Origin of the sequence: Stenotrophomonas sp. 59, assembly GCF_030291095.1 — a bacterium.
Taxonomy (GTDB): Bacteria; Pseudomonadota; Gammaproteobacteria; order Xanthomonadales; family Xanthomonadaceae; genus Stenotrophomonas; species Stenotrophomonas maltophilia_Q.
Map to the genome: position 1 here is coordinate 311656 of NZ_CP127408.1, position 23897 is coordinate 335552.

The 23897-nt window shown below is 67.4% G+C and carries 25 protein-coding genes; 8 read left to right on the forward strand and 17 right to left on the reverse strand.

All coding sequences use genetic code 11. From position 1 onward, the window contains the following. Positions 1-156: 156 nt before the first annotated feature. From QP552_RS01345 to QP552_RS01360, 4 genes are all read right to left on the reverse strand, one after another. Positions 157-1479, reverse strand: a complete 1323-nt coding sequence (locus QP552_RS01345; RefSeq protein ID WP_286074761.1) for an ABC transporter permease — start codon at positions 1477-1479, stop codon at positions 157-159. 13 nt (positions 1480-1492) lie between these two features. Beyond that, positions 1493-2650 (reverse strand): ABC transporter permease, encoded by a 1158-nt coding sequence (locus QP552_RS01350; protein ID WP_106549886.1) that lies wholly within the window; start codon positions 2648-2650, stop codon positions 1493-1495. A 14-nt stretch (positions 2651-2664) separates the two neighbouring features. Further along, positions 2665-3354: an ABC transporter ATP-binding protein gene (locus tag QP552_RS01355; protein ID WP_106549885.1), complete on the reverse strand. Its 690-nt coding sequence runs from the start codon at positions 3352-3354 to the stop codon at positions 2665-2667. Positions 3355-3456: 102 nt separating this feature from the next. Beyond that, positions 3457-4704, reverse strand: a complete 1248-nt coding sequence (locus QP552_RS01360; RefSeq protein ID WP_286074762.1) for an efflux RND transporter periplasmic adaptor subunit — start codon at positions 4702-4704, stop codon at positions 3457-3459. Between the two features lie 202 nt (positions 4705-4906). Between QP552_RS01360 and QP552_RS01365 the strand changes: the two genes are divergently transcribed. Genes QP552_RS01365 through QP552_RS01380 form a run of 4 tightly spaced genes read left to right on the forward strand, consistent with a single transcriptional unit; the run spans position 4907 to position 8411 of the window. After that, positions 4907-5803: an ABC transporter ATP-binding protein gene (locus QP552_RS01365; RefSeq protein ID WP_286074763.1), complete on the forward strand. Its 897-nt coding sequence runs from the start codon at positions 4907-4909 to the stop codon at positions 5801-5803. Further along, complete coding sequence (locus QP552_RS01370) at positions 5800-6582, forward strand: ABC transporter permease (protein ID WP_111112294.1); 783 nt, start codon at positions 5800-5802, stop codon at positions 6580-6582. Before QP552_RS01365 ends, QP552_RS01370 begins: the two co-directional genes overlap by 4 nt. Before the next feature lie 6 nt (positions 6583-6588). Continuing rightward, entirely contained in the window at positions 6589-7812 is a 1224-nt protein-coding gene (locus QP552_RS01375; protein ID WP_111112293.1) for a sensor histidine kinase, read from the forward strand. Then, positions 7809-8411 (forward strand): response regulator transcription factor, encoded by a 603-nt coding sequence (locus QP552_RS01380; protein WP_005407733.1) that lies wholly within the window; start codon positions 7809-7811, stop codon positions 8409-8411. The genes QP552_RS01375 and QP552_RS01380 overlap by 4 nt, the downstream gene beginning before the upstream one ends. Before the next feature lie 675 nt (positions 8412-9086). On the opposite strand, the gene QP552_RS01385 is transcribed toward QP552_RS01380, so the two are convergent. The 10 genes from QP552_RS01385 to QP552_RS01430 form a co-directional block, all read right to left on the reverse strand. Next, complete coding sequence (locus QP552_RS01385) at positions 9087-9623, reverse strand: cytochrome b (protein ID WP_111112292.1); 537 nt, start codon at positions 9621-9623, stop codon at positions 9087-9089. Beyond that, positions 9620-10723, reverse strand: a complete 1104-nt coding sequence (locus tag QP552_RS01390; RefSeq protein WP_286074764.1) for a catalase family peroxidase — start codon at positions 10721-10723, stop codon at positions 9620-9622. Before QP552_RS01390 ends, QP552_RS01385 begins: the two co-directional genes overlap by 4 nt. A 341-nt stretch (positions 10724-11064) precedes the next feature. Beyond that, positions 11065-12432, reverse strand: coding sequence for a leucyl aminopeptidase family protein (locus tag QP552_RS01395; protein ID WP_286074765.1), 1368 nt, complete (start codon positions 12430-12432; stop codon positions 11065-11067). Positions 12433-12435: 3 nt separating this feature from the next. Further along, entirely contained in the window at positions 12436-13155 is a 720-nt protein-coding gene (locus QP552_RS01400) for an HAD-IA family hydrolase (RefSeq protein WP_106549876.1), read from the reverse strand. A 74-nt stretch (positions 13156-13229) separates the two neighbouring features. Continuing rightward, the gene (locus QP552_RS01405; RefSeq protein WP_111112290.1) at positions 13230-13697 is read right to left on the reverse strand and encodes a hypothetical protein; all 468 of its coding nucleotides are present in this window, start codon (positions 13695-13697) and stop codon (positions 13230-13232) included. Between the two features lie 92 nt (positions 13698-13789). Next, positions 13790-14899, reverse strand: coding sequence for an AI-2E family transporter (locus QP552_RS01410; RefSeq protein ID WP_111112289.1), 1110 nt, complete (start codon positions 14897-14899; stop codon positions 13790-13792). A gap of 67 nt (positions 14900-14966) precedes the next feature. Beyond that, positions 14967-15422, reverse strand: a complete 456-nt coding sequence (locus QP552_RS01415) for a hypothetical protein (protein ID WP_049429640.1) — start codon at positions 15420-15422, stop codon at positions 14967-14969. Further along, on the reverse strand, positions 15419-15889 hold the full coding sequence (locus QP552_RS01420; protein WP_099498329.1) for a phage holin family protein: 471 nt from the start codon (positions 15887-15889) through the stop codon (positions 15419-15421). Before QP552_RS01420 ends, QP552_RS01415 begins: the two co-directional genes overlap by 4 nt. Before the next feature lie 8 nt (positions 15890-15897). Then, positions 15898-16263 (reverse strand): hypothetical protein, encoded by a 366-nt coding sequence (locus QP552_RS01425; RefSeq protein WP_004153835.1) that lies wholly within the window; start codon positions 16261-16263, stop codon positions 15898-15900. Positions 16264-16364: 101 nt separating this feature from the next. Continuing rightward, positions 16365-17798, reverse strand: coding sequence for a Do family serine endopeptidase (locus QP552_RS01430; protein ID WP_106549873.1), 1434 nt, complete (start codon positions 17796-17798; stop codon positions 16365-16367). A 490-nt stretch (positions 17799-18288) separates the two neighbouring features. Between QP552_RS01430 and QP552_RS01435 the strand changes: the two genes are divergently transcribed. Together QP552_RS01435 and QP552_RS01440 are read left to right on the forward strand one after the other, a co-directional pair. Further along, a complete protein-coding gene (locus QP552_RS01435; RefSeq protein ID WP_286074768.1) occupies positions 18289-19176 on the forward strand; it encodes a histone in 888 nt (295 codons plus the stop codon). Between the two features lie 107 nt (positions 19177-19283). Beyond that, entirely contained in the window at positions 19284-19979 is a 696-nt protein-coding gene (locus QP552_RS01440) for a hypothetical protein (RefSeq protein WP_286074769.1), read from the forward strand. A gap of 15 nt (positions 19980-19994) precedes the next feature. Here QP552_RS01440 and QP552_RS01445 read toward each other — a convergent pair whose 3' ends face one another. Continuing rightward, the gene (locus QP552_RS01445; protein ID WP_106549870.1) at positions 19995-20354 is read right to left on the reverse strand and encodes a DUF1428 domain-containing protein; all 360 of its coding nucleotides are present in this window, start codon (positions 20352-20354) and stop codon (positions 19995-19997) included. 283 nt (positions 20355-20637) lie between these two features. Here QP552_RS01445 and QP552_RS01450 point away from each other — a divergent pair, with 283 nt between their 5' ends. Next, positions 20638-21210, forward strand: a complete 573-nt coding sequence (locus QP552_RS01450) for an Ax21 family protein (protein WP_005407747.1) — start codon at positions 20638-20640, stop codon at positions 21208-21210. Positions 21211-21343: 133 nt separating this feature from the next. On the opposite strand, the gene QP552_RS01455 is transcribed toward QP552_RS01450, so the two are convergent. Beyond that, on the reverse strand, positions 21344-21733 hold the full coding sequence (locus QP552_RS01455) for a DUF6165 family protein (RefSeq protein ID WP_106550850.1): 390 nt from the start codon (positions 21731-21733) through the stop codon (positions 21344-21346). A gap of 178 nt (positions 21734-21911) precedes the next feature. On the opposite strand from QP552_RS01455, the gene QP552_RS01460 reads away from it, so the two are divergent. Further along, positions 21912-22610, forward strand: a complete 699-nt coding sequence (locus tag QP552_RS01460; protein WP_286074771.1) for a TorF family putative porin — start codon at positions 21912-21914, stop codon at positions 22608-22610. Here the strand turns inward: QP552_RS01460 and QP552_RS01465 are convergent. After that, positions 22607-23755: an MFS transporter gene (locus tag QP552_RS01465; protein ID WP_343125585.1), complete on the reverse strand. Its 1149-nt coding sequence runs from the start codon at positions 23753-23755 to the stop codon at positions 22607-22609. The two genes, QP552_RS01460 and QP552_RS01465, sit on opposite strands and share 4 nt — an antisense overlap. Positions 23756-23897 lie beyond the last annotated feature (142 nt).

Genomic DNA, 23897 nt, shown 5'->3' on the forward strand with positions numbered 1-23897 from the left:
ACGCCTTCATCCACGCATGGCGTGGATCTACACGACCTCACATGCGATGCACCGCATCAGTAGATCCACGCCATGCGTGGATGACGCGCAAAATGAAAGGGACGGAGCCTTCGCTCCGTCCCCCTGCAGAACGTCCATTCAATCCGTGCGCGATGCTCAGGTTTCGCGCAACGCCGTGGTGATCGGCAAACGTGCCGCGCGCAGCGCCGGGAACAGGCCACCGACCAGGCCGATGCCGAGTGCCCATTTCAGGCCGGTCCACAACAGTTCCGGCGAAACATGGAACTTGAACACCACCGCGCTGAAGTTGCTGCCGATGGTGGACACGCTGTAGCCATTGAACAGCAGCCACGCCACCGCACACCCCAGCAGGCCGCCCAGCAGCGCCAGCAGCATCGTCTCCAGCATCACCGCGGTGACCACCGGCAGGCCACGGAAGCCGATCGCGCGCATGGTGGCGATCTCGCGCGCACGCGTGGCAACAGCGGCATACATGGTATTGAGCGCGCCGAACACCGCACCCACCGCCATGATCGTGCCGATCACCTTGCCGAGGATGTCGATCAGCTTGGTCAGCCCGCCGCCCTGCTTGCTGTAGTAGACACGGGTGGTTTCCACGTCCAGCTTCAGGCGGGGGTCGGCGGCGACCGCCGCCTTGAACTGCTCGAAGCCGGCCTTGCCATCGGTACGCACGCTGATCGACTGCCACGCACTGCGCTGGTAGGTGGTGGCCAGCGTATCGGCGTCGGTCCACAGTTCCGAATCATGTGCATCGCCGGTGGCGAACACGCCGACCACGGTCCAGGTCTGGTTGCCCAGGGTCAGCGTCCTGCCCACGTCCATGTCGCGGAACTGGCCCCTGGCGCCCTGGCCGACCACGATCTCGCGCAGGCCGGTGGCGAACCTGCGGCCTTCGATGATCTTGACCTTGTCATGCACGGCCCACGCCTGCGGGCCGACGCCGCGGAACTGCGCGTTGACGTCGGTGCCGTCGGACTTGGAAACCAGGTTGACCACCTGTGACAGCTCCGGCGAAAGCAGCGGCCGGCCTTCGCCATCGCGGCTGATGCCGGGCAGGGTGGACAGCGTCGGCACCTGTTCGCGGGTGATCACCGAATTGGTCTCGGCCTGCGAGCCACCGCGCAGCACGATGGCGGTGGTGTCATCGCCGGTATTGTTGAGCGTGGCCTGGAAGCCTTCGCCCATCGCCAGCATCGCCACCAGCACGCCGACCACGCCGGCGATGCCGACCACGATCACCGAGGACGCACCCCAGCGCTGCGGCAGGCTGGCCACGCCGATGCGGGTGGCCGCCAGTGCCAGCCGCCCGCCACGGGTCAGCAGCAGCCACAAGGCCACCAGCACGGCGACGGCCAGCACGCCGATCCACGGCAGGCTGATCCACAGCACCAGGCCGATCACCAGCAGCAGCACCGTCACGCCGTTGCCCAGCCACTTCTTGAGTTTGCTCTTGAACATGTCGGTGTCCTCCTCAGCGGCCGGCCAGTGCGTCGACGATCTTCAGGCGCTTGGCACGCAGCGCGGGCAGCAGCCCGACGATGATGCCGATCACCACGATCAGGCCCAGCCCCATCAGCCAGGTCGGCGTCGGTACGTGTGGCGGCAGCATGCCCATGCTCTTTGGCCCGATCGCCGGAAGGATCAGCGCGGCCAAGCCCATGCCGATCAGGCCGCCGAGGCCGATCAGCAGCACCGACTCCACCATCACCAGGGTCAGCACGGTGCTGTCCTTGAAGCCCAGCGTCTTCAGCGTGGCCAGTTCGGGCACGCGCTCGCGCACGGCCTGGGCCATGGTGTTGCCGGTCAGCAGCAGCAGGGTGAAGAACACCGCGCCCATGATCGAAGTGACGATCATGCCGATGTCCGCGAACTGCTTGACGAAGGCCTGCTGGAACGCCGATTCGGTCTGGGTCTTGGTCTCGTGGTCGGAGTTGGCCGAGATTGCATCGATGGCCTGCGCCACCCGCGAGGAATGATCCGGATTGTCCAGCGTCACCGTGTACCAGCTCACCTGGTTCTTGATGTAGTCGTTGGATTCATCGAAGTACTTCCAGTTCATCATCAACTGGCGTTCTTCATTGGCGGCCAGCGCACGGTCCTTGGAGCGGTAGATGCCCTTCAGCTCCAGCGGCCAGTCGTTGCTGCCGCCACGCGGGAAGATCGTCGCCTGCAACGGGATGGTGTCGCCGATCTTCCAGCCGAACTGCTTGGCCAGCGATTCGCCGACGATCGCGCCGGTGCGGGTCTGTTTCCAGTCTTCCAGCTGCGCCGGCTCGATCTGCAGTTCGCGGTAGACATCGAAGTAGTTGGGCGACACCGAGAAGTTCGGGAAGAAGTTCTTCGGGTCCTGGTAGATGCCGCCGAACCACATGCCGTAGGCCACATCGCGCACGCCGGCCACCTGGCGGATCTGGGTTTCCAGGCGGATCGGCAGCGACTGGGTGATCGACAGCCGCGAGGCCACCACCAGGCGGTTGGCGCCTTCCACGCTGCCACCGGACGAGAACGCCACGCGCACCGAGTCGAGCATGCCGAACAGCAGGAACGCGGCCACCACCGACAGCAGGGTCAACAAGGTGCGCGTGCGGCTGCGGAACAGCTGCGCCCACACCAACGAGAAGTATTTCATCGCCGTGGCCTCCGTCAGTGGGCCAGCGGCGCGTCGGCCAGCTCGCCCTTGTCCAGGTGCACCGTGTGCGTGGCGTACTCGGCGGCCTTCGGGTCATGGGTGACCATGATGATGGTCTTGCCGTGTTCGCGGTTGAGCTGCTGCAGCAGGCCCAGGATCTCCTCGGCGGACTGGCGGTCGAGGTCGCCGGTGGGTTCGTCGCAGATCAGGAAGGTTGGGTCGGAGACGATCGCGCGGGCGATCGCCACGCGCTGCTGCTGGCCGCCGGACAGTTCATTGGGACGATGGCTGCGGCGGTCGGCCAGGCCGACCAGGGTCAGCGCGATTTCGGCATTGCGCTTGCGCTGGGAGGCACTCAGGTGGGTCAGCAGCAGCGGCAGCTCCACGTTCTTCTGCGCGGTCAGCATTGGCATCAGGTTGTAGAACTGGAACACGAAGCCGACGTGATGGCTGCGCCAGGTCGACAGCTGGCCGCCGCTCATCTGGTCGATGCGCTCGCCTTCGATGCTGATTTCGCCGCCACTGGGGTTGTCCAGGCCGCCGATCAGGTTGAGCAGGGTGGTCTTGCCCGAGCCCGACGGGCCCATCAGCGCCACGAAGTCGCCGCTGGCGATGTCCAGGTCGATGCCGTGCAGCACCTGCACTTTCTCGGGGCCACGCTGGTAGGTCTTGGTGATGTTGCGCAGTGAAACCAGGGTCGACATGGGTGGTTCTCCACGGAAGGCGGGAAACGGGAAATCACGCCGGCGATGGCCGGGGGCGTGCGTCGAGCGGTGCTGCCGGCGGCGCCCGCGGGCGCCAGGCCGTTACTGCGCTTGTTTCTGTTGCACCTTGGCGCCATCGCGCAGGGTGTCCGGCGGGTTCACCACCACCGATTCACCTGCGCTCACGCCCTTGAGGATCTGGCGGTCCTTGCCCATCGCCTGGCCGGCATGGACCGTGCGCTGCTGCACGCGGCTCTCGTCGCCCAGCACGAAGGCCACCGAGGCGCCGTCGCGCTGGACCACGGCACCGCCCGGCACGCGCACGCCCTGCGGCTTGGCGGCGGCCTGCGGCTGGGCCTGTTCCAGGAAGCTGACCCGCACGCCCATCTCCGGCACGATGCGCGGGTCCTTCACCTTCAGCGCCACGCGCACCTTCACCGTGGCCTTGCCGCGGTCGGCGGTGGGGATGATGGCGATCACCTCGCCCGGGATCTTCCACTCCGGGTAGGCATTGAGCGTGGCTTCCACTGGCATCTTCGGCTGCACGCGGCCGATGAAGGCCTCGCCAACCTCGACTTCGATTTCCAGCGAGTCCATGTCGACGATGGTGCCGATGCCGGTACGGGTGAAGCCACCACCGGCCGACAGCGGCGAGACGATTTCGCCCGGCTGCGCCGCCTTGGCGGTGACCACGCCGGAGAACGGCGCGCGCACCACGTTGTTGTCCACGCCCAGGTCGGCGATGGCCAGCTGGTCGTGGGCGACCTTGACGTTGCGCTGTGCGGTGTCCAGTTGTGCGCGCAGGCTGTCGCGCTGGGCCACGGCCTGGTCGTACTGCGAGCGCGACACCAGCTGCTGGCCGACCAGCGCCTGCAGCCGGCTGGCCTCGGCGGCGGCCTGCTTCTGCTGTGCCTCCAGCCCGGCCACCTGGCTGCGTGCGGCCTGCAGCTGCGAGGCATACAGGCTGCGCTGCGCATCGGCATCGATCGGGTCCAGGGTGGCCATCACCTGGCCGGCTTCGACGCGCATGCCTTCCTCGATCATCACCTCGCGCACCTTGCCGGTGATCTTGGCCGATACCGTGGCCATGCGCCGGGCGACCACGTAGCCGCTGGCATCAAGCACCGAACTGCTGGCGCTGCCCTGCTGGATGGCCACCGCGGGTGCGGTTTCCACCTCCACGGCCGGGGTGCGGCCGAACAGTGCGAAGGCGCCGGCGGCCAGCAGCACGGCAATCACGGCAATCGTGATCCACAGCCAGCGGCGGCCACCGCCATTGCCACCGGAGGCGGGCGGCGACGACTTGCGGTCGATACGGAGTTCCTTCAACAGCTCGGCAGAAGCGTTCATTCGTTCCATCACAGACGTTCGGGCGGGTGTGGCCGGAAGAGCGGACGGCGGCGGTTCCGGCGGTGGAGCGTGCGGCACAGCATGAAGGCAGGCACAGCGATGACGGCAGTGACAGCTGTCATCCGATGACACTGACGGCGGCAACTGCGAAATGTGACCACGGCGGCACAGGATGGCAACGTCCCCGCTACCGGTACCGCCCATGGATCCGATCGCCCCGTCGCTGGCCCGCCTGCAGCAGGTGCAGGTGCGCTATCGCGACCATACCGCCCTGCATGGCATCGACCTGCAGGTCCGCGCTGGCCAGGTGCTGGCATTGCTGGGCCGCAACGGTGCCGGCAAGAGTACCGCGATCAGCGTGCTGTTGGGCCTGCGCCGCGCCGACGCCGGGCAGGTCGAGCTGCTCGGTGGCGACCCACAGCAGCGCGCCAGCCGCCTCGGCCTGGGCGTGATGCTGCAGAGCACGAACCTTCCGCCGATGCTGCAGGTGGACGAACTGGTGGCCCAGGCCAGTGCCTGCTACCCCGACCCGATGCCGTTGCAGGAGGTACTGCAGCGTGCCGGACTGCAGGCGCTGGCGGGCCGCCGCTACGGCCAGCTGTCCGGTGGCCAGCAGCGTGCGGTGCAGTTCGCCATCGCGCTGTGCGGCCGCCCGCGGGTGCTGTTTCTGGACGAGCCCACCACCGGGCTGGACATCCAGGCGCGGCAGACCATGTGGCAGGCCATCCGGCAGCTGGTGGCCGAAGGCTGCGGTGTACTGCTGACCACCCACTACCTGGAGGAAGCCGAAGCGCTGGCGCAGCAGGTGGTGGTGCTGGAACAGGGCCGGGTGCTGGCCGATGCGCCGCTGGCCGAACTGCGCCTCGCCGACCGGCCGCGCCGCATCCGCTGCCGCAGCGTGCTGCTGGCCGACGACGTGCAGCACTGGCCGGGGGTTCAGCAGGTGCAGCGCGACGGTGAGCACCTGCAGCTGCTGGCGAGCCCGGCCGAGCCGGTGGTGGCCCGTCTGCTGGCCGCCGATGCGCAGCTGCGCGAACTGGAAGTACAGGGCGCGGCGCTGGCCGATGCCTTCCTCGACCTGACCCGGGAGGCCGCATGAATACCCTGAATCCGACCGTCGCCGCTGCGCGTCCGGTATCGACCTGGCGGCGCACGCTGCGCCCGTACCGTGCCGAACTGCAGGCCGAGCTGCGCCGCGCCTGGCGTACTCCCGCCTTCGCCGTCCCCTCGCTGCTGTTCCCGGTGCTGTTCTACCTGTTGTTCGGCGTGCTGTTGGGCCGCGGCCATGCACCGCTGTACCTGCTGGCCACCTACTGCGTGTTCGGCGCGATGGCGCCGGCCCTGTTCGGCTTCGGCGTGCAGCTGGCGCTGGACCGTGAAGGCGGCCTGCTGACTCTCAAGCGCGCACTGCCGATGCCGGCGGCGGCACCGTTGCTGGCGCGACTTGCGATGGCCGTGATGTTCGCGCTGCTGGTGGCTGCTCTGTTGATCGGCGTGGCGCGCGCGCTGGGTGGCGTGCAGCTTCAGGCAGTGCAGATGCTGCAGCTGCTGGCGGTGGCGGGCCTGGCCGCGTTGCCGCTGGGTGCGATCGGCCTGCTGATCGGCAGCCATGTCAGTGCCAGCGCAGCGCCGGCGATGGTCAATCTGGTCTACCTGCCGCTGGCGTTGCTGTCGGGGCTGTGGCTGCCGCTGTCGGCGTTGCCCAAGGTGTTTTCGATGATGGCGCCGCTGTGGCCGACCTGGCACCTGGCGCAGCTGGCGCTGCCGGTGGTCGGACTGCCGTCGGTGGGCAGCGTCGCCGGCCACCTGCTGGTGCTGCTGGCGGTCACCCTCGCGGCGTTGCTGCTGGCCCGCCGCCGCCTGCGCCGGATCGGCTGAACTGGCATGATCGGCAGCGATCGTCCCCGCCTGGATCAACCCGTGTCGTCGAGCTGGCTTGCTCCCCTGCTGCGCCCCGCACCGGACTCGGCAGTGGCCGACAACCTGCGCCGCGGCAAACCGGCCTGGGCCGATGCCATCCACCTGCTGTGGACGGTGTGGGTGTTCATGACGCCGCTGTTCGCCGGCGGCTACACGCTGCGCTGGCTGGGCTTCACCCTGGCCAGCTATCCGCTGTTCCTGCTGCTGTACGCGCGCCTGCTGTTGTCTCCCCGCCACCATGCGCCACGTTACGCATTGGCGATGACCGCACTGGCGATCGTGCTGGTGCCCTGGTACCCGTCGGGCATCAGCTACTTCATCTTTGGCTGCGTGATGCTGCGGGTCTGCGGGCGTGGCAGCTGGTGGCGCTACCTGCTGCAGCTGGCCGTGCTCAATGCGGCCTTCTACCTGGTGGCCCATCTGGCGCACTATCCGTGGCAGAGCCTGGTCTGGGTGCCGGCGGTGTCGTTCATCATCGGCATGGTGGTGAACGTGGAGGCCGTGAACAAGGAGAAGGATGCCGCGCTGCAGCTGTCGCAGGAGGAGGTGCGGCGGCTGGCGACCACCGCCGAGCGTGAGCGCATCGGCCGCGACCTGCACGACCTGTTGGGCCACACCCTGTCGCTGATCACCTTGAAGCTGGAACTGGCACGCAAGCTGCACGACCGCGGCGATGCCCGTGCGCGGCAGGAGATCGGCGAAGCCGAGGACATCGCCCGCGAAGCGCTGGCCCAGGTGCGCAGCGCGGTTACCGGCATCCGCGCCAGTGACCTGGCTGGCGAACTGGCTTCGGCGCGCCTGCTGCTGGAGTGCCAGCAGGTGCACCTGCAGTACGCGCCTCCACCGCCGATGCCGGTGGACGTCGAGCGCGGCCTGGCGCTGGTGCTGCGCGAGGCCGCAACCAATATCGTGCGCCATGCGCAGGCGACGCAGGCGCGGGTGGAATTCATGCTGGAAGGACGAATGCTGGCGATGCAGATCCGCGACGATGGTCGTGGCGGCGTAGAGGCAGAGGGCAATGGCCTGTGTGGCATGCGCGAACGCGTGGCGGCACTGGGCGGGCAGTTGGCGGTGCAATCGGTACGGGGCGACGGCACCGTGCTGACCGTGCGTGTGCCATTGGCCGCGGCGACCACGCCGCTGCCACCGGCTGCACCGCCGTCGCTGGCGCAGGACGGTGCCGCATGATCCGCATCCTGCTGGCCGAAGACCAGGCCATGGTGCGCGGCGCGCTATCGGCCTTGCTGGGGCTGGAACCGGATATCGAGGTGCTTGGCAGCGCCGCCGACGGCGAGGCGGCCTGGCGCATGCTGCAGCAGCTGCAGCCGGACATCCTGGTCACCGACATCGAGATGCCGGGCCTGTCGGGGCTGGAGCTGGCCCAGCGTATTGCCCGCCATGAACTGCCGATCAAGGTGGTGATCGTGACCACCTTCGCTCGTGCCGGTTTCCTGCGCCGCGCGCTGGAAGCAGGCGTGCTGGGCTACCTGTTGAAGGATGCACCGGCAGAGAACCTGGCCGATGCACTGCGCAAGGTGAAACAGGGCATCCGCGCGATCGACCCGCAGCTGGCACTGGACGCCTGGTCGCAGGCCGACCCGCTGACCGATCGCGAACGCCGCGTGCTGCGGCTGGCAGGCGAGGGCCGCACTGCCAGCGAGATTGCTGAGCAGCTGGGGCTGTCGCACGGCACGGTGCGCAACTACCTGTCCGAGTGCATCGGCAAGCTGGGCGTGGCCAACCGGATCGAGGCGTACCGGCTGGCGCGGCAGAAGGGGTGGTTGTAGGGGGCGTACGCCGACGCACTGGTAGCGCCGGGCCATGCCCGGCGGATCATTTCCGCGCCTGCGGAGAGGTGTCACTTTCTTTGCTCGTGCACCGCGCTGCAGGAGCAGCGCGGAACGGCGCAGCCGGCCCGCAGGGTGGTGCACATGGATGTGCGCCATCAAGAAAGTAACCAAAGAAACGCTCCGCCGGCCGCGAGCCGGCGTACTTCGCACGCCGGTGCCCTGCGCTCCTCGGTCCGTCGAGGGACGGCGCGGGAACTCGCTGCGCTCAGACACCCGCGCCTCTTCGCCCTCGCCGGACCTGCGGTGCTCGGCTCGCTCAAGGCGGACTGGAAGGTCAAGATCAACGGCAACAGCATCCACGCATGGCGTGGATCTACTGGGTGCAGCTGTCGCTCTTGATGTTGGGTCCGCCTTGAGCGAGCCGAGCATCGCAGGGGAATCAGGGGCGAAGAGGCGCCGGTGTTTGAGCGTAGCGAGTTCGGCGCCGTCCCCTGATTCACCGAGAAGCACAGGGCACCGGTGCGCAGCACCGGCTCGCGCTCTGGCGGCGCGTTTCTTTTGGTTACTTTTCTTTTCGCGCGAAAAGAAAAGTGACACCCCACCGCAGTCGCGGAAACGATCCGCCGGGCATGGCCCGGCGCTACCCATGCGTCCGCGCAGGGGAACCCGCGATCAATCCTTCCCGCGCGCCATCGCCTGGAACACCCCATCGCGCCGCACCCACAGGTGGAACAGCGCCGCACCCACATGCATCAGCACCGTGGCGAACAACACATACGCCAGCAGGCTGTGCGCATTACGCAGCGCGGCATACAACGCCGGGGTGTGCGGCACGATCGGCGGGAGGTGCAGGCCACCCCACAGCACGATCGGGTAGCCGCCGGCCGACAGCATCGCCCAGCCGATCAACGGCATCGCCAGCATCAGCGCATACAGCATCCAGTGCGAGGCCTTGGCCGCCATTGCCTGCCAGACCGGCAGGTCGGCGGGCAGCGGCGGCGGGCGGTGGCGCAGGCGGTTGTACAGGCGCAGCAGCACCAGCAGCAGGATCGCGATGCCCAGCGGGCGGTGAAGGTCGATCAGCACCGGACGCAGGTGCAGCGAGGCGACCATGGTCACGCCGATGAACAGCATGGCGATGATCATCAGCGCCATGGTCCAGTGCAGTACACGCGCCAGCAGATTGAAGTGGCCGTTGTGGGTGTTCATCGCGCGGCCTCCTTCGGTTGTTCGACATTGCCGCTGGCGCGCTCGCGCTCGCGGCGGTTGAACGACTGCGAATACACCGCAGAGCGGGCGGCCAGGATCGGATCGTCACTGCCGCGCACGCCACTGGGCAGGATCAATGGATCGAAGTTGATCTGGCCGCAGGCGCCCTGTTCCTGCGACTGCATGCGGTCCAGGCTGAGTACGCCGGCCACCACCTCATCGCGCGACGCGGGCCACGGCACCGACGGATCATCGATGGCATCACCCGCCGCGGCGGTGCTGACGACCAGGTTCCAGCGCACCGGGCCACTGGCCAGGCGCTGTTTCAGTTCCTGGCTGAGGAAATCGACGCTGGCCTGCTTGCGCGTTTCCGCATCCATCTCCACCACAGCCGCCTGTGGCTGCCAGCGCCAGCGCACCGCGCGCTTCTGGCCCTGCGCATTGGTGAACCAGAAGCTGTTGACGCTGTTGAAGGTGGTGTCGGCCCAACTGCTGGTCCATGGCGCCGTCTTGGCCCACTGCTGGAACGCCTGCGCACTGGGATATTTCGCCAGCACTGCCGCCATCTTCTGCGGGTCCGGCTTGCCGGTGGCCGGGTCGGGAATGGAGGCGCGCGTCTGCTCGTAGAACGCTTCGGCCGTGGGCACCGCGAAGAACGGGAAGCTGTTCATCGCCATGCGCCATTCCTGGCCATCGTCGCTGACCATCTGCACCGCGAGGCTGCGGACGCGTGCGGTGTTGTCGGCGCCATAGGGATCGCCACCGCCGATCGACAACCGGCCCATCACCGGCACGCGGGGCTGCGAGAATACTCGTGCACTGGACAGGGTGGGCGCCTGCGCACTGGGTTCGAACCAACCGCTTACGCAGATGCCCTTGCTGTGCGCACGGCGGAACCCGGGGTGGGCCGGGCCGGTGGCCTCGATGGTGTCGGTGAAGCGCTGCGCGGTCAGGCGACCGCCGATCCAGCCGGCCAGCCAAGCGAAGGTCAGCGCGACGGCACCCAGAATGAGTGCGATCAGTGCGATCCAGAGCAGCGGCGAATGCCTGCGCGGTGCGCCCGGCGTCTGGCCGGCGCGGGTGTAGCGGAAGAGCGACATGGTCGGAGTCCTGCCTTCACGGAGCGTGTGGGTGGTCGACCCACACATCCTCGCAGAACCCGGCCGCGGCCGAAATTCAATTTTTCGTCAAACTTCCAGCCCTGCCAACGCCCCGGTAGAGTCGACTGTCAGTCGACTCGCGCGCGCAGCGCGGGGTTTTCACGGCCGGTTCCAATTGAAGAGCAGTCGGTTTGAAGAGCAGTCGGATTTCAATAGGAGTCGACTAACAGTCGACTCTACCGCGCCGGTGCCGGTGCCCGGGCACGGGCCGCTCCCATCCCATGCCTGCCCCGGCGGTCGGGCCGGGTACGGCGTGCCGACCAAGGTCGGCACCCACCCGATCAGCTGTAACGCGCCTTCAGCATCGCCCATGCCGAGCGCAGCGCCAGGGCTTCGCCACCGGCCGGGCGGCCCGGGCGTTCGCCGTCGTTCCAGGCATACACGTCCAGGTGCGCCCAGCGCTGGCCGTCTTCCAGGAAGCGTTCCAGGTACAGCGCGGCGGTCACCGAGCCGGCCATGCGCGAACCGGCGTTGGCCAGGTCGGCGATGCCGCTGCTCAGGTAGCGCAGGTAGGGGCGCCACAGCGGCATGCGCCAGACCGGATCGCGGGTGGCGTCGCCGGCCTGCAGCCATTGCTGGGCCACCGTATCGTCATTGCTGAACAGTGCCGGCAGGTCCGGGCCCAGTGCGATGCGCGCGGCACCGGTGAGGGTGGCGAAGTCCAGCACCAGGTCCGGCTTCTGCTCGCCGGCGAAGGTGAGCGCGTCGCACAGGATCACGCGGCCCTCGGCGTCGGTGTTGTCGATCTCCACGCTCAGGCCCTTGCGGGTGGCGATGACTTCGCCCGGGCGGAAGGCATCCGGACCGATCGCGTTTTCCACCGCCGGCACCAGCAGGGTCAGGCGCACCGGCAGCCCGCGCGCCATCACCAGGCCGGCCAAGGCCAGCGCGTGTGCGGCGCCGCCCATGTCCTTCTTCATGTTGCGCATGCCGTCGGCGGGCTTGATGTCCAGGCCGCCGGTATCGAAGCACACGCCCTTGCCGACCAGCACCAGCGCCGGGTCCGTTTCCTTGCCCCAGCGCAGCACGACCAGGCGCGGCGCACGGTGCGAAGCGCGGCCGACGGCGTGGATGGCCGGGAAGTTCTGCTTCAGCAGTTCATCGCCGGTGATCGCATCGACCTGTGCACCATGTGCATCGGCCAGTGCGCGCGCGGCGTCTTCCAGCTGCTGCGGGCCCATGTCTTCGGTCGGGGTGTTGACCCAGTCGCGCACGCGCAGGCTGGCGGCGATCAGGTCGGCCACTTCGCCGGACGGTGCAGCCACCAGTTGCGCCGGTGCGCGGTTGCGCTTGCGGTAGCGGTCGAAGCGGTAGCTGCCCAGGCCCCAGCCCAGCTGCAGCAGCGCCAGTTCGGCGGCCGGCAGTTCATTGGCCAGCTGCCAGACGCTGCCTTCCGGCAATGCATGCGGCGCATGCGCATAGCTGTAGGCATCGCCACGATCACCCACGCCCATCACGGCACCGCCCAGGCCATCGGTGCCCGGCAGCAGCGCCACGCTGTGGGCGCCGGCGTTGAAGCCCTGCGATGCCAGCCATGCCTGCGTGGCAGCCGGCTGGCTGTCCTTCCACGCGGCGAACTGCTCGCGGTCCAGCACGTACAGCGGCAGCGCCGCGGCGGTGTCGGCGGTGAAACCAGTGATCTCGCTCATGCGTCAGATACTCCGGGGTGCGGCGGCGTCGAGGTTGGCGTCCAACCAGTCGGCCAGGCCGGTAAGGGTGTCGAACTGCAGGTCCGGCTGCAGCTGCGGATGGGTCCAGGTGGCTGCGTCGCGGTTGATCCAGCAGCCGCGCAGGCCGGCGGCGATCGCCCCGGCCACGTCCATGTCGGCATGGTCGCCGACGTGCAGTACCTGTGCCGGTGCCACACCCAGGCGGGTGCACGCGGCATGGAAGATGCTGGCTTCGGGCTTGGCCGCGCCGTGTTCGCGCGAACCCAGCTGGAAGGCGAAATGATGGGCCAGGCCGATCCGCTCCAGGTCGGCGTTGCCGTTGCTCAGCGCCGCCACCGGTACCCGTGCGGCAATGCGTGCCAGCGCGTCGATCGCATCGGGATAGCACTCCACCTGGTTGCGCGCGGCGTAGAACACTTCATACGCCGGTTCCAGCAGATCGAGGCTGGCACCACTGGTGTGCAGGGCTTCGTGCAGGGTCAGCCGGCGCAGCGCGCTCAGGTCGTGATGGAGGTGCGGATGGGCGTGGTACAGCCGTTCGCGCAGTTCGCGCATTGCCTCCACCGGATACATCGCGGCGGTAGCGGGGCTGTGTTCGCACATCCACGCGTGCAGGACCTGTTCGATGCGGGCGCCGATCGGAGCGAACGGCCACAGCGTGTCGTCAAGGTCGAGGGTGATGGCTTGGACGGGGAAATTCACCCCGCCATTCTACCCCTGCCCGCGCGGGCTTTCATGCGGCGCGGCGGGCGGGAGGGGCGCTGGGCTGGGCCGGGTCAGCGCAGGTTGTAGGAACAGGCGATGGTGGTCTGGCCGTCGAACTGCTGCACATCCAGGTTGTGCCGGCCCACTTCCTTCGTATAGGTGCCCGCCACCGGGTCGGACATCTTCGCCAGTGCCGCAATCTGTTCGACGCTGGCCGAGCTGAAGTACGCGGTGAAACTGTCGATGCCGTCCTCGCCGCTGTCGCCGTCATACGACTGCAGTTGGTTCACCGGCTGGCCCAGCACCATCAAGGGCGTGGTCAGCCGGAACTCGCCGCTGGATTCGCCGTTCTGCGCCCGCGCCGGGGCCGGTGCCAGCAGCCGGGCCATGGCGTCGAACTGCCTGGTCGTGAGGTGCCGCTTGCAGGTGACTGCTTCGGCGAGCTGGGTGCGCGCCTGCTCGGCAGTGGGGGGCGCGGCGGCGAACGCGGGAGCAGCAAGGCAGGCCAGGGCGAGGCAACGCGTGGCGAAAGAGATCATCCGAACGGATCCATCCGAAAAAAGGGGGCATAGTCTGCCACTTCGTCCCTGATTCGGGTTCCGCCATCTGCGTCCATCATTTACTGATGCCGCTATTCCAGCAGCCGCGCCCAGCCCTGCATACCGTCCAGCCGCGCCAGTACCAGCTTGATGCAGACCAGCAGGGGCACCGCCAGCAGCAGCCCGATCATGCCCCAGGCCCAGCCGAACACCATCAGTGCCAGGATCAGCACCAGTGGCGACAGTTTCATGCGACGGCCCAGCACGATCGGGGTCACCATCTGCCCTTCCAGGGTGTGCAGGGCCAGGTAGGCGGCGGCCGGCAGCAGGGCCTGCAGCGGGTCGCGGAACTCGACGAAGCCCATCAGCAGCATCAGCGCCACGCCGATCAGCGGGCCGACGTAGGGGGCGAAATTCAGCAGTGCGGCCACCGTGCCCCACAGCAACGCCTCCTGCAGGCCGATGCCGAACAGCATCAGCACGCCAGCGAACACCAACCCGACCAGCGTATTGATAACGCTGATGGTCAGCACATAGCGCGAGACCTCGCGCTCGATCGAACGCAGGATGTCACTGGTGAATCGCTGCTGCTGGCGGTTCGGGAACAGGGCGATGGCCGCGCGCTGCAGGCTCTGCCCATAGATCATGAAGAACAGCGTGAGCAGCACCACCGCCAGCACCGAGGCGGCCAGCCGTGGCGCGCGGGTCAGCATGCGGTAGGGGTCGTCCATCTGGGTGCGGATCACCTGCACCTTGTGGTTGCTGTCACCCCCAGCCACGCGGGCGAAGTTCTCCGCCGCCTGGTTGGCCTGCTGCACCGGCTTGGTCAGGTCCTGCACCTGGCGCGCCACCTTGCGCAGCTGCTGCGGGGCTTCCTGAGCCCAGTCCATGGCCGGGCCGATCAGCTGCACGGCCAGCGAACCGGTCACACCCAAGCCGGCACCGAGGATCAGCAGCGCACCCAGTGCACGCGGAATCCACAGTTTCTGCAGCAGGCGCAGGATCGGATTGCCGACCAGCGCGAAGAACATCGCCAGCAGCACCGGCAGGATGATGTCCTGCGCAGCCCAGAGCGTGTAGCCCACTGCCAGGGTCGCCAGCACCACCAGCGACATCGGCCCGCGCGGACGTGACGGCGGGGGCAGCGGTGCGTCGGGTTGTTCGGGACCGGCCGGTGACGGGGACAGGAGGGACTCGCTCATCGACGCATCAGCCGGAAAGGGGAGCGCATTATCCGCCGGCCGCGATTGGCGCGGCGGATTACATGAATCAACGTTCGGACAGCTCGGTGGCCGCTTCGGCCGGCCGCGGTTCGCGCAGTTCCGGTTCGGGCACGGGCCGCGCTGCCGGCGCAGGTCGCTCGGCGGTCGCCGACGTTGCTGCCTGAGCCTGTTCGCTGGCCTCGTCGGCTTCCTCGGCCGCGTCGTCGGCAGTGGCCGCGGCCTGCGCCGCCATCGCCGTGGCAAATGCCGCCTGCGCGCTGGCGAACAGGTTCGAGACCGAACCGACCATCTGCAGCCAGCGGGCACCGTTGACCTTGCCCGGCACTTCCAGCTTGCCGGCGATGAAGCCACCGGCCAGGCCGACCACCACGATGCGCAGCGGCGACCAACCCTGTCGCCAGACCTGGCTGAGCGTGGACCAGTGGTCCTGGGTCTCGCCCAGGCGCACGGTCACCACCTGTTCGCAGCGTTTCACCCGCCGCTGCAGCGCGCCGAACTTCATGGCTTGCCCTCGGGCAGCTGCACGCCGGCATCGGGGTCGTCTTCGCTGGGCTCGTCGAACAGGCCCAGGCGTGACAGCTGGCGCCGGGTGGCATGCATGCCGGTGTGGTGGAAGAAGTAGGACACCCGCCAGATCGCATAGCCGGTGACGGCCAGGCTCAGCAGGGAGGTGATCAGCAGGGCCTGCAGCCAGCTCAGGCCCCAGCTCTGCAGCAGCGCGATGAGGGTGGCGGCCATCAGCAGCCAGGCCGAGGCACCGAACACGATCGCCACGCCGGCCCAGGCCAGCGCACGACCGAACGCACTGCGTGCCAGCGCGAAATCGGCCGAGGCCAGCCGGCGCAGCGAACGCACCGTGTGCTTGGCCGAATCGGCAGCGGCACGACCGGCCGCGCCGACCTGGCGGATGCTCTCATCCAGCGGCGGGGTGGCCGCCGGATCAGGCGCTTGCGTGTTGTCTTCGCTCACGCTGCGGCTTACTTGTCGCTGCTGCCGCGGGCCAGCTTGGCGATGATCCAGCCGGCAGCGAAGGCGACGCCGAACGAGGCCAGCGGACGTTCGCGGATCAGTTCGGCGGCGCTGTCGATCAGGTCCTTGCCCTTGTCCATCAGCGCATCGACCTGTTCCTTGGCGGCGGCACCGCCGAACTCGGCGGCGGCCAGGCCGGACAGCGCGCTGTCGGACAATTCAGCCTTGACGTTGGCCTTGCCGATGCGAAGCTCGTCGGTCGCTGCACCGGTTGCACCCTTGATCGCACCGCCGGCGGCCGTAGCGGCCTGCTTCAGGTGGGAACCGGCTTCACCCAGGTGTTCCTTCAGGTTCTCGGTATTGGTGGGGCTCATCGAATCACTCCTGTTGCGATGGGGGAACGGGAGTCGGCGGTGCCGACCTGGACTGACAGCAATAGCATTGCCGGGGTATAGGGGGTGTTACGGCAGGGCGATCAGCGCATCACGAGCTGGCCCTGCTGCTGGCCATTGTTGCGCAGCACGCGCAGCACCAGCGTCGGCGGGCGCTGCTGGAAGTTGGCACGCCAGCTGGCCAGGTCGGCGAATTCACCCACGGTGGCATCGGTGATGATGTCGCCCTGCTGCAGGCCGTTGCTGGCGGCGCGGCTGCCGCGCTTGACCTCGCTGACCAGCACGCCGTTGGCGCCTGACTGGCGCAGCGACTCGGGCAGGTCGACGAAGGTGGCCCCGCCCAGGCGCGGGTCCAGGCTGTCGCCGGTGACCGCGCGTGCCTGTTCCTTCAGTGTCGCCTTGATCTGCAGCGGCTTGCCTTCGCGGCGTACGTCCAGCGTCAACGGGCTGCCGACCGCCGCCAAGCCTTCCACGTTGTGCAGGGCTTCGGCGCTGTCCACGCGCTGGCCATTGGCCGACACCACCACGTCGCCCGGCTTCAGGCCAGCTGCGGCGGCGGCCGAACCGGCCAGCACGCGGGTGATCAGCGCACCGCGGGTTTCGCCCAGGCCCAGGCCCTGCGCGATCTGCGCGGTCAGGTTCTGGCTTTCCACGCCCAGCGTGCCGCGTACCACCACGCCGTGCTTGACCAGCTGGTCGACCACGCTGCGCGCCAGGTTCGACGGAATCGCCAGGCCCAGGCCGATGTTGCCGGCCATGCTGCCCTGCGGGTTGAAGCTGGCGGTGTTGATGCCGACCAGCTGGCCCTGCAGGTCGACCAGCGCGCCACCCGAGTTGCCCGGGTTGATCGATGCGTCGGTCTGGATGAAGTTCTGGTAGCCCAGCCCGCGGATGCCGCTGCGGCCCACCGCCGAGACGATGCCGGAGGTGACCGTCTGGCTGAAGCCGAACGGATTGCCGATGGCCACCACGAAGTCGCCTACCCGCAGCTGGTCGCTGTTGCCGAGCTTGATGTCGGTCAGGTTCTGCGCCGGAATGCGGATCAGCGCGATGTCGGTGTCGCGGTCGGAACCGAGGAACTCCGCCTTGACCGTACGCCCATCGGCCAGCGTCACCTGCACGTCATCGGCGTTGTCGATGACATGGTGGTTGGTCAGCACCAGGCCCTCCTTGGCGTCGATGATCACGCCCGAGCCCAGCGATTCGTTGATGCGTTCCTGCGGGATGTCCGGGAACAGGCGCCGGAAGAACGGGTCGTTGAAGAAGGGGTTGCGCACGCGCACCACCTGCTTGGTATTGACGCTGACCACGGCCGGCATCGCCTTCTCCAGCATGGGCGCCAGTGACGGTACCTGCTGCCCGGCCACTGCGGCCGGCAGTGCCGCCATGGTCGGCACCACCGCTGGAAGCGGCGCGGCATCGGCACGGTTGTCCAGGTGGGCGTTGATGCCGGTGGCAACGAAGCCACCGAAGGCGGCGGCGATTGCGAGCGTAAGCAGGGTAGGTAGCGGTCGCATGGGGGTCGGTTCGCAGGCGGGAATGGGGTCGGTTCGGCTCTACGGTAAAACAAGCTGAATGAGTGTGTCGCGATCTGGATAAATGCGCCATGAAAAACACGTCCGCGAACAGTGGGTCCAGAGCCGGGCAACGGATCCGCGGTGGCACCCATCGGGGTGATCAGGACACCTCTGAAAGCCACCCTTCGCCGCGCGGACACAGTCGGATACTTGCGCAGTTCCGCGCAGGGAGGTGCCGCACTGCGCCACAACGCATGCCTGTCGCTGCACGTGCGCAGGTACGCGCGGCGTCGTCGATGAACCCGGTGGTTGGCGTGGCACAGTCCTTAAAAAAAGGGGTTTCCTGAAAACCTGCCACACCGAAGGGGGTGGTCGACTACACCATCGCCGTCGCAGCAGATGCGATTGCTGGCGCATGCCCCGTTCCACGATCGTCAATGTCGGTATAGCATCGCCCCGTTTTGATACTTAAGGCCCGCAGGAGGGCAACATGAGCAACGGTAATGGTGTGTCGGTCGTGACCGACGCCGTCGAGAACGTCAAAGAAACCGCCACCAACGTTGGCGAGACCATCGCCCACGCTGCCGAAGACGCAGTGAAGTCGGTCAAGAAGACCGTCAAGCGTGCCACCAAGGCTGCCGGTACCCGCGTTGCCAAGGCCAAGAAGGCCGTGGCCAAGGTCGAGAAGACCGTTGCCAAGAAGGCCGAAAAGGCTGCCAAGTCGGTCGGCAAGACTGTTGCCAAGGCCAAGAAGAAGCTGGAAGCCGCCAAGAAGAACGCCAAGGCCGAAGCCGCTGCCCTTAAGAAGGAAGTGGCCAAGAAGAAGGCGGCTGCAGGCAAGGCCGTGACCAAGAAGGCCGCCGCTGCCAAGAAGACCACGAAGGCCGCCACCAAGGCTGCCGGCAAGAAGGTTGCCACCGTGAAGAAGGCCGCCACCAAGAAGGCCGCTGTCGCGAAGAAGACCGTTGCCAAGAAGACCGCGGCCGCCAAGAAGGTTGTCGGCAAGAAGGTCGCCACCGCCAAGAAGGCTGTGGCCAAGAAGACCGTCGCCGCCAAGAAGGTCGCCGGCAAGAAGGCTGTGGCTGCGAAGAAGGTTGTCGGCAAGAAGGCTGCCGTCGCCAAGAAGGCCGTTGCCAAGAAGACCACTGCCGCCAAGAAGGTTGTCGGCAAGAAGGCTGCCGTCGCCAAGAAGGCCGTTGCCAGGAAGACCACTGCTGCCAAGAAGGTTGTCGGCAAGAAGGTCGCCGCGACCAAGAAGGTCGTCGCCAAGAAGGCTGCACCGCTGAAGAAGGTTGCCGCCAAGAAGGCGCCGGCCAAGAAGGCTGCCGCGAAGAAGGCACCGGCCAAGGCCGTGCGCAAGGTCGCCAAGCGCAAGTAATCGCGCCGTGACCGAAGGCCCTGCCACCCCCGGGGTGGTGGGGCCTTTCGCGTTTCTGGGACGCGGTCTGGGGCAAGATGCAGGTTCTTCCCGCCGGAGCCCCGGGCATGCGTGGTATCGACTTCAGTTCCTGGCGGGGCGTGCTGTCCACCTTGGCCGGCCTGGTCCTGATCACCCTGCTGGGCGTGGGCATCCGCCTGCTGGTGATGCAGACCCTGCAGCAGCGCCGCGAGCGCGAGAACCGTCAGATCAACGAACGGCTGCGCACGCTGATGGCGGCCTACAAGACCCTGGGCGGTTCGTTCACCGGCGAACTGGGCGTGGATCCCAGCCATCGTCGCGACCTGCGCCAGCGCGAAGAAATCGAAGGCATCGCCGAACCGCGCTCGGATCGCACGCGCCGCATCCGCGATGCCGTTGAGGCCGCGCTGTCGGACATCCTGCTGCTGGGCACCGACGAACAGGTGCGCCTGGCCGCGCGCGCTGCCAACGAACTGGCGCAGGGGCGTCCGGTACATACCCACGAACTGGTGGTCTCGCTGCGCGACTTCGTGCGCGAGGCGCTGGATCTTGCGCCGATCCCGACGGATCTGCAGATCCCTCCGCAAGGGCCGACCCGGCCTGGTACCAGCGGTGGCAGCAAGGGCCGCGACGACGGTGACGCCAAGGCGGGCCGTGGTGGCGGTGGTGGAGGTGGAGGTGGAGGTGGAATGGGCGCCGGGATGGGCGGCATGGGCCTCGGTGCCGGCGCCGCACTGGGCGCCGGCCATGCTGCTGCCAGCGATGAAACGGACGCGCGCTGAGCGCGTCCGCCGGGTTCAGCGCGTCAGCTCGTAGATCGGCGCGAAGCCGCCGTAGATCATCCGCGCGCCGTCGAAGGGCATCGGATTCTTCGAAGGATCCATCCGCGGGTCTTCCATCATCTTCGCCATGCCAGCGTCGCGGGTCGGTTTGTCCGGCCATTCGATCCAGGAAAACACCACCGTCTCATCCGGCGTGGCTTTCACCGCGCCGAAGAAATCGGTGGTCTTGCCGTGCGGTACGTCATCACCCCAGCACTCGACCACGCGAAGCGCGCCGAATTCGACAAAGACGGGATTGCCCGCGCGCGCGTGGGCGAGAAACTTCTCCTTGTTGGCGGTGGGTACCGCCAGCACGAAACCATCGATGTAGCTCATTGCCTACCTCCGGTTGGACCGTGCCGCATGCACGGCCTTCAAGTACCCGACGAACCAGGGCGCCGTGGATCGACAACGGTGGAAAGGTGGGAGAAAGCTGGAAGAAGAATGCACGCGCGCCGCGCGCGTATGCCAGACGAAGCCTGAATCAAGCCCAAAAATTCAGCAATGCGAAGACGGCTGTTTTCAGGGAGCGTTGTGGCGGATAACGGAGAATTTACATTTCCGATGCGATGGCGCCCTGGCGCTGCTGCAGACCATAAGAAAGTAAAGGTGTACCCCCATGAAGAATTCGCTGATTGCTCTGGCTCTGGCCGCTGCCCTGCCGTTCACCGCTTCGGCTGCCGAGAACCTGTCGTACAACTACGCTGAAGCCGATTACGCCAAGACCGACGTCGATGGCATCAAGGCTGACGGCTGGGGCGTGAAGGGTTCCTACGGCTTCCTGCCGAACTTCCACGCGTTCGGTGAATACAGCCGTCAGGAAGTCGACCACACCAACATCAAGGTTGACCAGTGGAAGGTCGGTGCCGGCTACAACGTCGAAATCGCTCCGTCGACCGACTTCGTTGCCCGCGTTGCCTACCAGAAGTTCGATCGCAAGCACGGCCTGGACTTCAACGGCTACAGCGCTGAAGCCGGTATCCGCACCGCCTTCGGTGCCCACGCCGAGGTCTACGGCATGGTCGGCTACGAAGACTACGCCAAGAAGCACGGCGTCGACATCGACGGCCAGTGGTACGGCCGCCTGGGTGGTCAGGTCAAGCTGAACCAGAACTGGGGCCTGAACGGCGAGCTGAAGATGAACCGCCACGGCGACAAGGAATACACCGTCGGCCCGCGCTTCAGCTGGTAATTGCTTCCTCGGCGCGCCTGCGCGCTGAAGGTGCCTCGACAGGCCCGGCCCATGCCGGGCCTGTTGCGTTCTAGCGAGCCGGATCATCCTGCCGCACCGCATCCGGCACCTGCTCGAATGCGGATGAGCAGGCTTACTCGCCCTGGTACTGCTTCTCTTCCACCAAGGCCGAACCGGCCACGCGGTTGATCTCGTTCTTCACCTGCACGCGCTCGCCATTGGTGCCGTACACGCCGCGCGCCAGCTGGATGAACGCATCGTCGAACACCTGGGCCGCTTCCTTGTCGCGCAGCTGGTCCTGGATGTCCCACATGCGCTCGTTGATCGCCTTCAGCTGCTGCTTCAGCGCGGCCAGTGCCGGCTGTGCCTGCAGCTGCTGCTGCAGCAACGGCAGCAGGCCCTCCAGCTCGGTGCGCACGTTGGCCAGCTTGGCGGCATCGTCGATGCGCTCGGCCTTGATCTCGAGAATGGTGATCTTGTCGATCAGCTCGCCGATCGATACCGGAGTCAGGATGGCGTCCACGCAGTTGGTCCCTTTGAACAAGGCGCCATGATACCGCGCCGGTGGTAACTGGCCCCGGTCTGCGGGATTTACGCCGAATTTGCGCTGTGGGCCCGGCAGCACCCTCGATCCGTTACGGCCAGTCCCCCGACACTGCCGTCCCGGCGGCCAGACTGCCTTCGACGAGGAAAACAGTGCAGTGAACAGCAAGGGGACAATGGCGGCGGTAGTGGCCGCGCTGGCAGGGCTGCTCGGCATCGGCAGTGCGCAGGCACAGGTGCAGGTGAGCGGCAGCATGGCGTTGACCAGCGATTACGTGTGGCGTGGCAGCTCGCAGAGCGATGGTGACCCGGCCGTACAGGCGGGCGCGAAGGTCGCGGTGGCATCGGGCTGGTACGCCAGCGTGTGGGGTTCCAATGTCTCGTTCAAGCCGGACAACGGCGCGCGCAGCGAATTCGATCTGGTCGCAGGCTGGTCGGGCGCGCTGGCCACGGACTGGACGCTGGACGCCAACCTGACGCGCTACCTGTATCCGGGTACCGGCCGCGCGCTGGACTGGACCGAACTCAACACCACGTTGACCTGGAAGCAGCGCGCCTGGCTGCAGGTCGCGCACTCCAACGATGCACTGGCCGGCGGCCATCGTGGTACCTATGCCCAGCTCGGTGTGCGTGTGCCGCTGCACGAGCGCTTCCGTCTGGAAGCGGCGGTGGGCCAGTACTGGTTGGCCACCGAACAGGGACCGGACTACCTGCATGGCCAGCTCAGTGCCATTGCCACGCTGACGCCGGCGTGGGAGCTGCGTGCCACCGTGCATGACACGGACAACGCAGCCAAGCGCCTGTTCCCCGGCAACGCCGGTGGCCGATGGGAGCTGGCGCTGCAGGGCAGCTTCTAATCGGCCATCGAAGCCTGGCGTGCACGCAGCGCGCCGGGCAGCCACAGCAGCAGCGCCAGCACGGCCACGGCAGCACCGGCCACGCAGACGCCGGTCCAGCCGAAGCGCTGGTAGACCTGCGCCGACAGCAGCGAACCCAACGAACCGCCGATGAAGTAGCCGGTCATGTAGCCGGCATTGAGACGATTGCGTGCCGCCGGTTGCAGCGCATAGATCAGGTTCTGGTTGCTGACGTGCAGCAGCTGCGCGGCCAGGTCGAGCACCACTACGCCCACCAGCAGTGCCAGCAGCGAATGTGCGGACAGCCCCAGCGGCAGCCACGACAGCAGCAACAGCAGCAGTGCGATGGCGGTGGCGCGACCGGTCTGCCCACGGTCGGACATGCGCCCGGCCAGGCCGGCGGCCAGCGTGCCGGCCGCACCCACCAGGCCGAACAGGCCGATGGTGGCGTCGCTGTAGGCGTAGGGCGGCTGTGCCAGCAGGAAGGCGAGCGGTGTCCAGAAGATCGCGAACATGGCGAAGCTGCAGGCGCCCAGCAGGGTGCGCTGGCGCAGCACCGGTTCCTGCACGAACAGCACGCCGATCGAGCGCAGCAGTGCGAAGTAGCCGAGACCGGCGCTGTGGTGGAAACGCGGCAGGCCGCGCTGCAGCGCCAATGCGGTCAGTACCAGGGTGCCGGCAGCGATCGCGTACACCAGGCGCCAGTCGCCCAGGCTTGAAAGCAGGCCAGCGACGGTGCGCGCCAGCAGGATGCCCAGCAGCAGCCCACTCATCAGCGTGCCGACCACGCGGCCACGATGCTCGGGCGCAGCCAATGTGGCCGCGAAGGGCACCAGCACCTGCGCCACCACCGAGAACAGGCCGGTGATCGCGGTGCCCACCAGCAGCCAGGTGAGCGACGGTGCGCAGGCACTGATCACCAACCCGCCGGCCGACAGCAGGCTCATCACCACGATCAGGCGGCGGCGCTCGAACAGGTCACCCAGTGGCACCAGCAGGATCAGCCCGGCGGCGTAGCTCAGCTGCGCGGCGGTGACCACCATGCCGACCTGGCCGAACGGCACGCCGAAGGCATCGGCGATGGTGTGCAGCAGTGGCTGCGCATAGTAGTTGCTGGCCACCGCCACGCCGGTAGCGATCGACATCAACAGCACCTGCCAGCGGTGCAGAGGGGGAAGGGTGGGGCTCACGTGGCAGTCCAGGATGCGGGTTGCACAGTGTCCGCCTGCTGCAGCGATGATGGAAATGAATCATCATCATCCCTGTCATCTGGAAACGAGATAGTCG

Excerpts from the sequence above, each read along its gene's own strand:
- QP552_RS01345 (WP_286074761.1), bottom strand. The coding sequence starts at position 1,479 with ATGTTCAAGAGCAAACTCAAGAAGTGGCTGGGCAACGGCGTGACGGTG.
- QP552_RS01350 (WP_106549886.1), bottom strand. The coding sequence starts at position 2,650 with ATGAAATACTTCTCGTTGGTGTGGGCGCAGCTGTTCCGCAGCCGCACG.
- QP552_RS01355 (WP_106549885.1), bottom strand. The coding sequence starts at position 3,354 with ATGTCGACCCTGGTTTCACTGCGCAACATCACCAAGACCTACCAGCGT.
- QP552_RS01360 (WP_286074762.1), bottom strand. The coding sequence starts at position 4,704 with ATGAACGCTTCTGCCGAGCTGTTGAAGGAACTCCGTATCGACCGCAAG.
- QP552_RS01365 (WP_286074763.1), top strand. The coding sequence starts at position 4,907 with ATGGATCCGATCGCCCCGTCGCTGGCCCGCCTGCAGCAGGTGCAGGTG.
- QP552_RS01370 (WP_111112294.1), top strand. The coding sequence starts at position 5,800 with ATGAATACCCTGAATCCGACCGTCGCCGCTGCGCGTCCGGTATCGACC.
- QP552_RS01375 (WP_111112293.1), top strand. The coding sequence starts at position 6,589 with ATGATCGGCAGCGATCGTCCCCGCCTGGATCAACCCGTGTCGTCGAGC.
- QP552_RS01380 (WP_005407733.1), top strand. The coding sequence starts at position 7,809 with ATGATCCGCATCCTGCTGGCCGAAGACCAGGCCATGGTGCGCGGCGCG.
- QP552_RS01385 (WP_111112292.1), bottom strand. The coding sequence starts at position 9,623 with ATGAACACCCACAACGGCCACTTCAATCTGCTGGCGCGTGTACTGCAC.
- QP552_RS01390 (WP_286074764.1), bottom strand. The coding sequence starts at position 10,723 with ATGTCGCTCTTCCGCTACACCCGCGCCGGCCAGACGCCGGGCGCACCG.
- QP552_RS01395 (WP_286074765.1), bottom strand. The coding sequence starts at position 12,432 with ATGAGCGAGATCACTGGTTTCACCGCCGACACCGCCGCGGCGCTGCCG.
- QP552_RS01405 (WP_111112290.1), bottom strand. The coding sequence starts at position 13,697 with ATGATCTCTTTCGCCACGCGTTGCCTCGCCCTGGCCTGCCTTGCTGCT.
- QP552_RS01410 (WP_111112289.1), bottom strand. The coding sequence starts at position 14,899 with ATGAGCGAGTCCCTCCTGTCCCCGTCACCGGCCGGTCCCGAACAACCC.
- QP552_RS01415 (WP_049429640.1), bottom strand. The coding sequence starts at position 15,422 with ATGAAGTTCGGCGCGCTGCAGCGGCGGGTGAAACGCTGCGAACAGGTG.
- QP552_RS01425 (WP_004153835.1), bottom strand. The coding sequence starts at position 16,263 with ATGAGCCCCACCAATACCGAGAACCTGAAGGAACACCTGGGTGAAGCC.
- QP552_RS01430 (WP_106549873.1), bottom strand. The coding sequence starts at position 17,798 with ATGCGACCGCTACCTACCCTGCTTACGCTCGCAATCGCCGCCGCCTTC.
- QP552_RS01435 (WP_286074768.1), top strand. The coding sequence starts at position 18,289 with ATGAGCAACGGTAATGGTGTGTCGGTCGTGACCGACGCCGTCGAGAAC.
- QP552_RS01440 (WP_286074769.1), top strand. The coding sequence starts at position 19,284 with ATGCGTGGTATCGACTTCAGTTCCTGGCGGGGCGTGCTGTCCACCTTG.
- QP552_RS01445 (WP_106549870.1), bottom strand. The coding sequence starts at position 20,354 with ATGAGCTACATCGATGGTTTCGTGCTGGCGGTACCCACCGCCAACAAG.
- QP552_RS01450 (WP_005407747.1), top strand. The coding sequence starts at position 20,638 with ATGAAGAATTCGCTGATTGCTCTGGCTCTGGCCGCTGCCCTGCCGTTC.
- QP552_RS01465 (WP_343125585.1), bottom strand. The coding sequence starts at position 23,755 with ATGTCGATCGCTACCGGCGTGGCGGTGGCCAGCAACTACTATGCGCAG.